The sequence below is a fragment of the Saccharothrix obliqua genome, assembly GCF_019375475.1.
In the GTDB taxonomy this organism is placed as follows: Bacteria; Actinomycetota; Actinomycetes; order Mycobacteriales; family Pseudonocardiaceae; genus Actinosynnema; species Actinosynnema obliqua.
Genome location: NZ_JAHXGQ010000008.1, coordinates 368157 through 380794, shown reverse-complemented (window position 1 = coordinate 380794; position 12638 = coordinate 368157). Strand labels below are relative to the sequence as shown.

Here is a 12638-nt window from a genome sequence, read left to right as displayed (position 1 = left end):
CGCGCCCCGCGCGCGGTGGGAACCAGCCGGCACACCCCAGCGCCCCGCCATCGCGTCCCTCATCGCGCCTCCCGCAGCGAGAACCGGCCGATACGCCAAGCACCCCACCGCCACGCACCTCGCGCGGCGAGAACCGGCCGGCGAGAACCAGCCGGCTCACCCGAGCGCCCCACCATCCCGTCCCTCCCGCAGCGAGAACCGGCTGGCACACCCGAGCGGCCCACCATCCCGTCCCTCCCGCAGCGAGAACCGGCTGGCACACCCGAGCGGCCCACCATCCCGTCCCTCATCACGCACCTCCCGCGGTAAGGGCGATCGGCAGCGCCGTCCGGACGGCGGTGAGCAGGTCGGGTGCGGTGCGCGGCGCGCGCGCCACCTCCTCGGGCCGCGTGACCGGTGTCGGCACCAGCACCGGCCACGCGCCGGCGGCCAGCGCGGCGGCCACGTCCGCGCCGATGTCGCCGACGACCACCACGCGCTCCGGCCGCACACCGAGCGCGGCACACGCGGCGAGCACCAACCCCGGCCGGGGTTTGCGGCACGCGCAGCCGTCCTCCGGCCGGTGCGGGCAGACCTGCCAGTCGTCGAAGCCGCCCAGCAGCCGGTCCACCCGCGCGTTCACCGCGTCCACTTGCGACCACGTCAGCAAACCCCGCCCGATACCGGACTGGTTGCTCACCACCCCGATGCGCAGACCACGTGACCGCACCAGCGACAGCGCTTCCCGCGCGCCGGGCATGGGTTCCACCAACGCCGGGTCGCCGTTGTACGGCACGTCGCGCACCAGCGTGCCGTCGCGGTCGAAGAGCACTGCCTCCGGATACTCCACACAGGAGAGTTAGCCGGCGAGAGCCGATGCAAACCAGGAACAACCACTTCACGGGGAGTCATCGCCGGAACGAACGGGTGAACGGCGTGCGACGGCCACCGGGCGGCGCGGCGAACCCGCCCTGACCGGGATGTCCGGATCGGGCCGCCGATCCGGACCCACCCCGGCTACCCGTCCGGAGAACGGACAACACTCCGCCGGGAGGCATTCCACATCCACGTGGAATCAAGACCGCCGGGGCTGGGCCGAACGGCGCAGCGCCCATCGTCCACATAGGACCGATTCCGCACGTTGTCAGCGGTGCGCCGGCGGTGCGATACTGGCCCGGCCAGGGAGGGGATGGCGATGCCGACTGCGATCCCGGTCCGCACGGTCCGCAACCGCAAGATCCGGTTGAAGCTCACCGACTTCTGCAACCTCGACTGCCCCTTCTGCCACTCCGAGGGCGCGGCGGGCGCGAACGACGTCGACGTGGCGGACCCGGTGCTGCGTGCCGCGCTCGCCCGGCTGCGCCCGCACTACGACCAGGTCCACCTCACCGGCGGCGAGCCCACCTCCTACCGCCACCTCGGCCCGGTGGTCGACCTGCTGTCGGCGCTGGACTTCCGGATCGCCATGACCTCCAACGGCCTGTTCAACGTCGACCGGGCACGCGTCGCGCTGGACGCCTGCGCCTACCTCAACATCAGCCTCCACACGCTGTCACCCGCCTACTTCGAGTCGTTCGTGAAGGGGAAGGGCGCGGTGGCGGTGCGCGTGCTCGACCTGATCCGGCGCAACGTCCGCGAACTGGCCGGCGTGCTGCCGGTGCGGCTGAACACGGTGATCAGCGGCGCGCGCGACGCGCAGCAGCTCGCGTCCGTGCACGCGTTCGCCGACGAGCACGGCCTGCCGCTCAAGCTGGTGCCGGACTGGCGCACCGCGGTGGCGTCCAAGCGGTTCGCGTTCGACTACTTGGCGCGCAACGGGTTCGAGCCGAGCGAGGTGGTGCGCATCCGGCCCGGCTCCAACGTGCGGCGGATCTTCGCCCACGCCGACCGGCCACCGGTCGAGGTCAAGGACATCGAGCACTTCCGACCGGATTTCCTGTGCCGGGGCTGCACCGTGGTCGAGCGGTGCGTGGAGAGCTTCTCGTTCCTGCGCGTCGAGCGCTCGCCCGCGAGGTTCCGGCTGTGCGTGCACCAGCCGGAGGTCGACGCGGAGCACTTCTTCCCGCTGTTCGAGCGCGAGCTGCTGCCTTTGCTGGACGCCGCGCCCGAGCCGGGGTGACGGGTGCCCGCCTTCGGCCGGGGCAGGCGCAGCGCCTGGCACGGCGACGAACTGCGCCTGGACGAGGGTCGCGAGCGGCGTGGTGGCGGCGGGTCGTTCCACGGCGTGGACGGGCTGCGCGTCACCGGCCGGGTGTTCGCCCTCAACGGGCCGGTGAAAGACGGCGGCGGCCTCTACCTGCACCGCTGCCGGCGCGTCGTGGTGAGCGGGTGCGTGTTCGTCGGGAACTTCGCCAAGTGGGGCGGCGGGCTGTACCTGGAGCGGTGCGAGGACGTGGTGGTCGAGCACAACACGTTCGCGCTGAACGCGGCACGCCGTGACGGGGGCGCCATCTCCGTGAGCCACAGCGCGCGGGTCGTGTTGCGGCACAACCGGGTGCTGCTCAACGTCGCGCTGCGCTCGGCCCCGGCGGTGGACGTCCACCTGAGCATCGATGTGCGACAGGTTTAGACTGCGCACCGTGGACAACTGGTCACCCGCTGTGCGCGCACTGCTCCGCGACCTCGTGGACGAGGTGTCGGGGGCGCTCGGCCCCTCGCTGTCGGGTCTGTACGCGTACGGTTCGCTCGCCACGCCGCTGTTCGACGAGCGGATCAGCGACGTCGACCTGTTCGGGGTGACCGACCCGGAGCCGACCGGCGCGGCGTTCCACCACCTGGAAGCCGCGCACCGCCGCCTGGACGAACGGCACCCGGCGTGGGCGGGGCGCGTGGAGTTCGCCTTCGTCGGCCGGTCCGCGCTGGACGCGATCCGCGGCCCCGGCGCGCGGATCGCCGCCAAGCGCACCGGCGAGCCGTTCGAACTGCTCCACGTCGGACCGGACTGGCTGGTCAACCTGCACCTGGTGCGCACCCGGTCGGTGGCCCTGGTCGGACCGCCCGCCACCGAGTTCATCGCCGAGGTGCCGGTGGCGCTCCTGCGGGACGGCGCGACCGCGCGTGCCGCCGAGTTGCGCGACCGCCTGCGCACCGCGGACGACCCGGCGTTCCAGTCCTACGCCGTGCTCAGCGCGTGCCGGTCGCTCTACACGTTCGACCGGGGCGACTTCGCGCCGAAGCCGGTGGCCGCCGACTGGGCCGCGACCCGGTTCCCGGAACACGCTCCGGTCATCGCCCGCGCGCTGGAGATCCGCGACCTCGGACCGGCGGCGGCCGACGCCGACCCCTTGGACGGCACGGGATTCGTGCACGCGGTCGCCGAGCTGCTGCTCGCCGGTCAGCGCGGCGAGCGGCGGCTCCACAGCGACGCGTAGATCTCCTCGAACACCGGGTACAGGCCGGTGTCGGAGTCGTTGCGGACGACCAGGGTCGGCGCGTCGATGCCGCGGGAGAACGGCAGGTACGGCTGGGCGATGCACAACCGCCGGTCGATCAGCGTGATGTTGAACCGCACGGTCTCGTCGAACGTGCCGATCTCCAACCGCTGCCGCGCGCCGCCCGACAACGCGTCGCGCACCCGCGTCACCACCGCGATGTTGGCCTCGTTGACCGCCGAGAGCTGCCCGGCGGTCAACCCCTCCTCCCGCTCCCGGATGCGGATGGACCGGCTCTCCGGCTCCAGGAACAGGCACTGCACCCGCGCGCCCCGCTCGACCAGCGCCCGGATGCGGTCCTCGCCGTACCAGTGGCACAGCAGCACGAGCGACAGCCCCGCCGCGCGGACGTCCCGCGCGCCGTCGAACAACGACTCCACCGGGCGCGCATGGGTGAACTCGGGCCGCGTCACGTAGATCTCGGACACGTCCGCGTACCGCTCGGCCTGCACCGCGACCACCACGTCGCCCGGCGGGACGCCCGTGGTCTCCCACTCCGCCACGTCGTCGGCGGTCACCTCGCGCCCGAGCCGGCGCGTCAACGCCGCCGCGTACTCGGCGGGCGACACCCGCGCACGCCGCCGCGAGTCCCGCAAGCCCTCACGCGCCACCTCGGCCAGGTTCACGCGGATCCCTCCTGGAAGTCGAAGAGGTACACCCCGGCGTGCCCGCCGAGCACCAGCCCGGACGAGTCCGGCAGCCAGGCGCACACGCCCAGTTCACCGCCGACCCGCACACCGGTCGGCGAACGCCCGTCCGCCACGTCCCACACGCGGGCCACCCGGTCGCGCCCGGCGGTGGCCAGCAGCCGCCCGCCGGGTGCGACGGCGACCGCCGCGATCCCGCCCGCGTGCCCGGCGAGCGCGTGGACCTCCGCGCCCGTGCGGAGGTCCCGCACGCGGGCCACGCCGTCCTCGCCGGCCGTCACGAACCACTCCGCCGTGACCGCGCACGCCGTGGCACCGCCCCGGTGGTCGGGGAACACGCCGACCGGCGTGCCGGACCCCGGGTCCCAGAGCGTGATCACGCCGTTCCGGCCGGCGGTGACCAGGCGGCTGCCGTCGGGCGCGACCGCGAGGGCCGCCACGCCGGAATCTCCGCGCAGCACCCCCTCGGCCGCGCCGGTCGCCGGATCCCACAACCGGGCGGTGCCGTCGTCGCCCGCCGTGGCGAGCCACGTCCCGTCCGGCGCGACGACGCACCCGGTGACGCTCCCCCGGTGCCCGGTCAACCGGTGCGCGGGAGCGCCGGAGGCCACGTCCCAGAGCACGGCGACGCCGTCGCGGCCCGCGGTGACCAGCCACGTCCCGTCCGGCGCGATGGCGCAGTCGACCACGTAGTCCACGTGGTCGCCGAGGACGTGCCTGGTGGCGCCCGTGGCGACGTCCCAGATCCGCGCGGTCTCGTCCCGGCCGGTGGTCACCAGCCAGGTGCCGTCCGGTGCGATCGCGCACGCCGTGACGACGTCCTCGTGGCCGGTGAGGGCCAGCCGCGTCGCGCCCGTGGCGACGTCCCGGACGTGCGCGGCCCGGTCCCGCCCCGTGGTGGCGAACCACGTGCCGCCCGGTGCGACCGCGCACGCGGTGACCGGTTGTTCGCGCCCGTTGGCGGTCGGGTCGCCGCCGGCGGCGGTGTCCCACGTGCGGGCCGTGCCGTCGCGGCCGGCGGTGGCGAGCCACGTGCCGTCCGGTGCGGTGGCGCAGGCGAGCACCGGGCCGGTGTGCCCGGTCAGGGTGGCGCGTGGCGAGGCGTCCGCGGTGTGCCAGGTGCGGGCCGCGCCGTCGTCGCCGACGGTCGCGAACCACGTCCCGTCGGGCGCGACCGCGCAACCCGTCGCCGGGCCGGCGTGCGCGGGGAACCGGTGCGGTGGCGACCCGGCCGCCACGTCCCAGGCGATGGCGGAACCGTCGTCGGTGACGGCGACCAGGCGGGTGCCGTCCGGGGTGAACGCGCAGGCGGGCACCGAACCCGCCGCCGCGTCGAACCGGTGGACCGGCTCGCCGCGCACCCACACGCGGACCGTGCCGTCGTCACCGGTGCTCGCCAGCGTGACGCCGTCCGGGTGGGCGGCCAACCCGCACACCCGACCGGCGTGGCCGGTGAGCACCGCCGTGCACGCGCCGGTCGTCGGGTCCCACAGGCGCACCGTGCCGTCCCACGACGCCGTGGCCAGCCACGTCCCGTCCGGCGCGATCACGCAGGCGGTCAAGCCGCGGCGGTGGCCGGTGAGGGTGTGGCGTGGTGTGCCGTCGGTCGACCAGGTCCGGGCCGTGCCGTCGTCGCTCGCGGTGGCGATCCAGGAGCCGTCGGGTGCGGCGGCGCACGCCGTGACCCAGTTCGCGTGACCGGACAGCACGGCCACCGGCGCACCGGTCGCGACGCCCCAGACGTGTGCCGCGCTGTCCCGGCCACCCGCCACGAGCAGGGCGCTGTCCGGGGTGAACGCGCAGGTCAGCACCCAGTCGGTCGGCCCGGTCAGGACGTGGCGCAGCTCGCCGGTCCGCACGTCCCACAGCCGGACCGCGGCGTCCCACCCGGCGGTGGCGAGCAGGCGGCCGTCCGGCGCGGCGGCGGTCGTCAGCACCCAGCCACCGGGTCCGGTGAGGGCGTGCCGCAGCGCCGGGTGCGGCTGGTCGGGCAGCGGGCGGCGGGGCGAGAGCCACGGTCGGCCACCGGGCGTCGCCACGTGCGCCTCGACCGCGGGTTCCAGTTCCGGCACGCCGTGCAGCCTGCTGAGCAGCGTGTCCGCCAACGCGCGTGGCGGCTCCAGCGGGCCGAGGACGTGGGCGTTCTGCACCAGCGCGCGACGCAGCCGCCGCGCGGCCGGTCCCCGCGCCGCGCCCAGGTCGATGTCCAGCGACGACAGGGCGCCGCGAGCGAGTTTCGCCAACACCCACCGCAGGTCGGTGACCAGCGCCTCCACCTCGTCGGTCCGGCCGGCGTCGGCGAGGTGCCGGCACAGGTGCCGCCACAGGTAGTCGGCGTCGGGTGGCAACCGCCACCACGCACCGCCCTCGGGCAGGGTGTCCCGGGCGATCGCCACCACGGCCTCGTGCACGTCCCGCAGCCGATCCCGGCCCTCCGCCCGCAGGTAGGCCCGCACGACGTCCTGCAAGCGCGGTCCGTCGGAGCCCACCACCAACCCGAGGTCCGCGAGCAGCTCGCCGAACCGCTCGACCTGCGCGGCGGACAGCCGCCACAGCGCCTGGAGCACGTCGGTCGGCGCGGCGGTGTCCTCGGGGAAGGCGCACAGCTGGAAGAACCGCTCCCGCTGGACGGGCGTCAGCAGGTCGGTGCCCGCCCGGATGCTCGCGCCCACCGCGTGGGCGCGGCTCGACTCGTCGGCGATGTCGAGGGTGCCGGGGCCGTCCTCGCGCAGCCGGGCGATGAGCCGTTCCGCCGCGTCGTGCGCGGACGCGCCCCGGCGCACGCGGGCGACCAGCCAGCGGTGGGCCAGCCGGACCAGCAGCGGCCAGCGGCCGGTGAGCGCGACCAGCGCCGCCAGGTCGGCCTCGGGCACGGGCGGCAGGTCGGCGGTCAGCAGGGCACGTGCCTGGGCGTCGGTGAGCTGGTCCACCACGATGGCCTCGTCCTCCAGCCCGTGCGGCAGCACGCTCGGCCGGCGGGTGGTGATGATACGACCGCAGTTCGCCCGCCCGCCATGCAGCAACGGGCGGAGCTGGTCCGCCGACCACACGTCGTCCACGACCAGCAGGACGTCGTCGTGGCGGTCGAGCAACGCGCCCAGCCGCAGCCCGGCCTGCTCGGGGTCGCTCAGGTCCAGCCGGACGCCCGCCAGCTGGTAGGCCAGCGCGCACACCTTCTCCGCCAGCGCGGCGCCCACCGCCTCCTGGCCGAGCGTCACCCACAGGCCGCGCCGGAACCGCCGCCGCACCCGCGGGTCGGCGCACACCTGCTGCGCGAGCGTGGTCTTGCCGAACCCGCCGACGCCGTGCAGCGTGGTCGACACGCCGACCGCGGCGGAGTCGGCGGAGAGCAGCCGGTCCACCAGCCGACCAGCCAACTCGGGCCGTGCGGCGAGCCCCGCCTCCGGCCGGGGCATCAACCACCCCGCACCGCTCCCGACCACACCCGTCGGTGCTTCCCCGCGCCGGACCGCGCCCGGTAACGCTTCCCCTCCCCCGCCCGCCGGCAGCCGCTCGCCCCCGGGGAACAGCGGCTCGTCCCCGGCCCGTGCCGCACCGGGGAACAGCGGCTCGGCGACCGGTTTCGCGCGACCGGCCACGACCGCCCGGATCTCCGCCAGCAGCCGCGTCCGGGCACCCGCCGCCGACAGCCCGAACAGGTCGAACGACACCACCCCGTCCATCAGCGGCGGCAGCGGGCAGTCCTCCACGCGCACCGGCACCAACGCGCGGGCCGCGCCCGCCGGGTCCCGGCGGAACACCGCCTCCCACTCCACCCGCCCGAACCCGGACCGCAGGTACGCCTCGGACAGCACGGCGACCGTGCGCTCCGCCCGCCGCACGCCCTCCGCCATCCGGCTGACCCAGTGCGAGCCGGGCACGAAGTCCCACGCCTGGATGAGCACGGTGAACCCGGCGTCCTCCAACTGCCAGGCGATCCACTCCGCCCACGCCCGGTCGTCGGCGGTGTAGGAGACGAAGAAGTCCCACCCGTCCACGGCGTCGGCGGCGATCACCCGCCAAGCTTGCCACGCCCGGTCACCGCCGTGCGCCCACCGACAAGCACGCGGCACGCGCCGACATTGACGGACGGGCCCGCCGAACCTACGGTCCGACCACCACCGTGGCAGGAGGTCGCATGGCCGACGAGGTTCCCACCGCCCGCACGCTCGCCGAGTGGTCGGCCGCCGAACCGGCCGAACGCGACCGCCTCCGGGCATCGGCCGCGGCGCGAGCACGGGCGTCGGCGCACGGCGACTGGATCGGCGCGATCGGCGAACCACCCGCGGGCGACGGCCCGTTGGCGGGCATCCCGTTCTCCGTCAAGGACAACATCGACGTGCGCGGCCTGCCCACCACCGCGGGCAGCCCGCTGCTCGGCGCCGCGCCGGCCGAGGTGGACGCGAGCGTGGTCGGCGTGCTGCGGGACGCCGGCGCGGTCGTGCTCGGCAAGACCAACCTGCACGAGCTGGCGTTCGGGATCACCAGCGACAACGCGGCGTTCGGCCCGGTGCGCAACCCGGTGGACCCGACGCGTTCGGCGGGCGGGTCGAGCGGCGGCAGCGCGGTCGGCGTCGCGCTCGGCGTGGTGCCGTTCGCGCTGGGCACCGACACCGGTGGCTCGGTCACCATCCCGGCGGCGTTCTGCGGCGTCGTCGGGTTCCGCCCGTCCACCGGCCGGTACCCGGGTGACGGCGTGGTGAACCTGTCCACGACCCGCGACACGATCGGCCTCCACGCGCGCACGGCGCGGGACGTGCGCACCGTGGACGAGGTGATCACCCGCGAACCGGTCGACCTCTCCCCCGCCGCGCTCGCGGGCCTGCGCGTCGGCCTGCCGCGCAGCCGGTTCCGGGACCTGGACCCGGACGTGGCGCGCGCGGTACGCGCGGCGCTGTCCACTGTGGAGCGCGCGGGTGCCGAACTGGTCGAGGTCGACCTCGGCGACGACGTCGACGTGGCCGCCGGATCCGGCAACGACCTGGTGTTCTTCGAAGCACCCCGCCTGCTCGCGCGCCGCGTGGTCGGGCCGCCGGCCGGGTGGCACCACCGGGTCGCCTCGCCGGACGTGGCGGCGTTGATCGAAACGATCACCGCCGTGCCGCTGCCGGTCGACCAGTACGAGGAGGCGAGGGCCGCCCGCCTGCGACTGCGGCGCGCCTACGCCGACCTGTTCGGCCGGGTGGACGTGCTGGCGTTCCCGACCACCCCGGTACCGCCGCCGCCGATCGGCGCGGACCGGGTGGTCGTGCTCAACGGCCGTCCCGCGCCGATCTTCGCGACGGTGACGCGCAACGCCGGTCCCGGCACCGTCGCCGGGGTACCGGCGGTGTCGCTGCCCGCCGGGGTGACGCGGGAGGGCCTGCCGGTCGGCCTCTGCCTGGAGGCGCACCCCTTCGGCGACTCCCGCCTGCTCCGCGTGGCCGAGGCGGTGGAGGCGGTGCTGCGCGAGGCGTGACGCCCGCCGGGTTCAGACGCTGCGCAAGACCGACACGACCGCGCCCAGGATCACCGCTTCGTCGCCGTTGATGTCCCGGTAGGCGGGGTTGCGTGCTTCGAGCAGGACGTGGCCGGCACGCCGCCGGTAGACCTTCACGGTGGCTTCGCCGTCGATCATGGCGGCCACGATCTGGCCGTTTTGCGCCTCGTGCTGCTGCCGCACGACGACGATGTCGCCGTCGCAGATCGCGGCGTCGATCATCGAGTCGCCACGCACCCGCAGCGCGAACACGTTGCCGCGGCCGGTGAGTTCGCGGGGCAGCTCGAGCACGTCGTCCACGTGCTCCTCGGCCGCGATCGGCGCGCCCGCCGCGATGTCGCCGACCACCGGCACCGGCACCGGGCCGGTGGCGCCGGTGCGCGCCCCGCCGAGGAACGCACGCACGTCGATCGGCCGCGTGACCGCGCCACCGCGACGCAGGAAACCCTTGTCCTCCAAGGCGGCGAGGTGCTTGGAGACCGACGAGGTGGACCGCAGCCCGACCGCTTCACCGATCTCCCGGGTGCTCGGCGAGTAGCCGTGCTCGACCACCCAGTCCCGGATCACCGCGAGGATCTGCTGCTGACGCGGCGGCAGGGAGGCGGCATCCGGGCCGTCGAAATCGTCGTAGGCGGTCACCTGTCGAATGATAGCCACCGGCTTCCCCGCCCGAAGATCGCTCTCCGTTCCGCCTCGCGCCGGTACCCGAACCGGATGGACGCCGGCACTACGCTGTGATCAGCGTCGACTCAGGGGGAGTCTTGTCGAAGAACGTCACGTTCACCAATGCCGGTGTGGTGCTGGCCGGTTCGCTGACCGTGCCCGACCGCGGCGCCCCGGTGCCGGGTGTCGTCATGGTCGGCGGGTCGGGGCCGTCGGACCGGGACAACGACACCCACTTCCCGCCGATCCGCCGGCACCTGGTGGACGCGGGGATCGCCGTGCTGTCCTACGACAAGCGCGGCGTCGGCGGTTCGTCCAGTGACTGGCTGGACGCGACGGTCGACGACCTGGCGACCGACGCCGCCGCCGCGCTGGACTTCCTGCGCGCCCAGCCCGGCGTCCGCGGCGGGGCCGTCGGGCTGTTCGGGCACAGCGAAGGCGGCTGGGTCGTCCTGCGCGCCACCGCGCTGCGGGCCGACGTGCCGTGGGTCATCACCAACAGCGGTCCGGGCATGACGCCCGCCGCGCAGGACCGCTACGCGCTGGCGAACCTCCTGCGGAAGTCCGAGGGCATCACCGACGACGAGGTGGACGCCGCACTGGCCGCCTACGACCGCATCACCGAGGCGGGGCGCCGCGACGCGCCCTTCGCCGAGGCCGCCCGGATCGCCCAATCCCCACCGACCGCGTTCAGCGAGCACGCGGCCGAGGTGGACGAGCGCTACTGGAACTTCCTCAAGCGCAAGCAGGACCACGACCCGATCCCCGACGCGTCGCGCCTGCACTGCCCGCACCTGGCGATCTTCGGCACCGATGACGAACTCGTCCCGGTCGCCGACAGCATCCACCACTTCGCCGCCGCCGCCCACCACCCCGACCGCGGCAGCCGGGCGACCCTGACCGTCGAGGTGTTCCCCGGTGCCGACCACCGCGTCCGAACGGGTGGCGGCACCCGCCTGGCGCCCGGCTACCTGGACACCCTGGCCCGGTGGATCACCGGCCGAACCGCCGACCAGGCCACCTGAACCCGACCGCGCGACGCCGCGCCCTGGTCGCCGGTCGCAACGACACGGTGGTCACCGCCGATGAACTGGTCGCGGGCCTGTCCGCGCGAGTGCGACCGGCGAGGCCGCCGGGTCAGCACCGGGCGACGAAGGGGTCCGACGACTGCCACTCACCGGGGCGGACCTGGACCTTGACCTCCCAGAACCGGTACAGGTACTCGATGCGGATCAACGAGCCGGCGACCGCCTTCTCCTGGCCGACCAGGTCGTAGGAGGCGATCAACCCGTTCTCGACGGCGGCGAACGGCCCCGGGGAGGTGCACGGCAGTTGCCCGGCCAGGCCGCGGATCGGGAGCGCGTGCGGGCCTGGCACGCCGACCGGGTGGCAGATGTGGTAATCCGCCGTGACGGAACCGCTCGTGGGATTGGCGTGGAGCCAGTACACGAATATGCCGCGCACGCCGATCGCCCAGTGCGTGGTGTAGGGCGGTAGGGCTTCGCTGTAGCTCCTGGCGTCGCACCCGCCCAACGCCGGTGCGGCCTGGGCGGGTGACACCCCCACCAGCGCGCTCAGGAGGATGATCGCCGACAGGACGCTGATTCCACGTCTCATGGGAACCTCGATTCGTGCGGCGTCAATGGTGGCCGCGGAAGCGATGCTGCCACCGGCGCAAAAGGCGGACAAGCTTCCATAGAAGTCGAATTCACCGCGGGACCGGGGATACCGGGCACGCCGCCTACGCGCCCCTCCGACCGTGACCGGTCCGGTAATCGGCCGACCGGCGCCGGGAATTGCGCGGACCCCGGAACGGCGCGGTGTATCAGGGCTTCGAGAGCACTCCGCCCAGCACGGTGCCCACCATTCGGCGGACGGCTTCGGCGGACGGCGGCTCGCCCGTCCTGTCCGCGAACAGGAGGTGACCGGTGCCGATCAGGGTCGCGCCCAGGGTGTCCACGTCGGCGTCCGGGGCGATGCGGCCCGCCGTTCGCTCCTCCGCCAGGTAGGCGGCGATTCCGATCGCCGCCTCGGTCAGCACCGGGACGCCTGCCGGCCAGGTTTCCCGGAGTCGGGCGCGGAGTTCGTCGCGGAACGTCACCAGGGCCACGATCGCCACCGCCACCGATCCGAACAACGCCGTCAGGGCGCCGGCCAGGTTGTCCACGACGGACTCCTCGCCGACCGACCGGTGCAGCTCGGTGATCCGCTCGTCCAACCGGTGCACGCGGTCCAGCACGAAGTCCGCGAGGAAAGCGTCGAAGTCCGCGAAGTGCCGGTGCAGCACCCCCTTGGCGCAGCCGGCCTCCGTGGTGACGGCCCTGCTGGTCAGCGCGCTCGGACCGGAGTGCAGGAGCACGCGGTCGGCCGCGTCGAACAACTGCTCGCGCACGTCGCGGATGGCCATCCCGGTCGGCACCGCACAACCCCCTGTTGACG

11 protein-coding genes are annotated in these 12638 nt (G+C 74.5%); 5 read left to right on the top strand and 6 right to left on the bottom strand.

What is annotated here, in order from left to right:
* Window positions 1-289 precede the first annotated feature (289 nt).
* Window positions 290-829 (bottom strand): D-glycero-alpha-D-manno-heptose-1,7-bisphosphate 7-phosphatase, encoded by a 540-nt coding sequence (locus KZQ38_RS25385; RefSeq protein ID WP_219445136.1) that lies wholly within the window; start codon window positions 827-829, stop codon window positions 290-292.
* 345 nt (window positions 830-1174) lie between these two features.
* On the opposite strand from KZQ38_RS25385, the gene KZQ38_RS25380 reads away from it, so the two are divergent.
* The 3 genes from KZQ38_RS25380 to KZQ38_RS25370 are packed head-to-tail and all read left to right on the top strand — an operon-like array spanning window position 1175 to window position 3350.
* Window positions 1175-2098, top strand: coding sequence for a radical SAM protein (locus tag KZQ38_RS25380; RefSeq protein ID WP_219445134.1), 924 nt, complete (start codon window positions 1175-1177; stop codon window positions 2096-2098).
* Between the two features lie 3 nt (window positions 2099-2101).
* On the top strand, window positions 2102-2548 hold the full coding sequence (locus KZQ38_RS25375) for a right-handed parallel beta-helix repeat-containing protein (RefSeq protein WP_219445132.1): 447 nt from the start codon (window positions 2102-2104) through the stop codon (window positions 2546-2548).
* 10 nt (window positions 2549-2558) lie between these two features.
* Entirely contained in the window at window positions 2559-3350 is a 792-nt protein-coding gene (locus KZQ38_RS25370; protein WP_219445130.1) for an aminoglycoside adenylyltransferase domain-containing protein, read from the top strand.
* Here the strand turns inward: KZQ38_RS25370 and KZQ38_RS25365 are convergent.
* The gene (locus KZQ38_RS25365; protein WP_219445128.1) at window positions 3314-4036 is read right to left on the bottom strand and encodes a DUF5919 domain-containing protein; all 723 of its coding nucleotides are present in this window, start codon (window positions 4034-4036) and stop codon (window positions 3314-3316) included. The genes KZQ38_RS25370 and KZQ38_RS25365 overlap by 37 nt on opposite strands.
* Window positions 4033-8073, bottom strand: coding sequence for a TIR domain-containing protein (locus tag KZQ38_RS25360; RefSeq protein ID WP_219445126.1), 4041 nt, complete (start codon window positions 8071-8073; stop codon window positions 4033-4035). Before KZQ38_RS25360 ends, KZQ38_RS25365 begins: the two co-directional genes overlap by 4 nt.
* A 122-nt stretch (window positions 8074-8195) precedes the next feature.
* On the opposite strand from KZQ38_RS25360, the gene KZQ38_RS25355 reads away from it, so the two are divergent.
* Window positions 8196-9515, top strand: coding sequence for an amidase family protein (locus KZQ38_RS25355; RefSeq protein ID WP_219445125.1), 1320 nt, complete (start codon window positions 8196-8198; stop codon window positions 9513-9515).
* A 12-nt stretch (window positions 9516-9527) separates the two neighbouring features.
* Here the strand turns inward: KZQ38_RS25355 and lexA are convergent, their stop codons facing one another.
* The gene (gene lexA / locus KZQ38_RS25350) at window positions 9528-10175 is read right to left on the bottom strand and encodes a transcriptional repressor LexA (RefSeq protein ID WP_219445124.1); all 648 of its coding nucleotides are present in this window, start codon (window positions 10173-10175) and stop codon (window positions 9528-9530) included.
* Window positions 10176-10297: 122 nt separating this feature from the next.
* Here lexA and KZQ38_RS25345 point away from each other — a divergent pair, with 122 nt between their 5' ends.
* The gene (locus KZQ38_RS25345) at window positions 10298-11224 is read left to right on the top strand and encodes an alpha/beta hydrolase family protein (RefSeq protein ID WP_219445123.1); all 927 of its coding nucleotides are present in this window, start codon (window positions 10298-10300) and stop codon (window positions 11222-11224) included.
* Between the two features lie 112 nt (window positions 11225-11336).
* Here KZQ38_RS25345 and KZQ38_RS25340 read toward each other — a convergent pair whose 3' ends face one another.
* Both KZQ38_RS25340 and KZQ38_RS25335 read right to left on the bottom strand, forming a co-directional pair.
* Entirely contained in the window at window positions 11337-11816 is a 480-nt protein-coding gene (locus tag KZQ38_RS25340; RefSeq protein WP_219445122.1) for a hypothetical protein, read from the bottom strand.
* Window positions 11817-12024: 208 nt separating this feature from the next.
* Window positions 12025-12618 (bottom strand): TetR/AcrR family transcriptional regulator, encoded by a 594-nt coding sequence (locus tag KZQ38_RS25335; protein ID WP_219445121.1) that lies wholly within the window; start codon window positions 12616-12618, stop codon window positions 12025-12027.
* Between the last annotated feature and the right edge of the window lie 20 nt (window positions 12619-12638).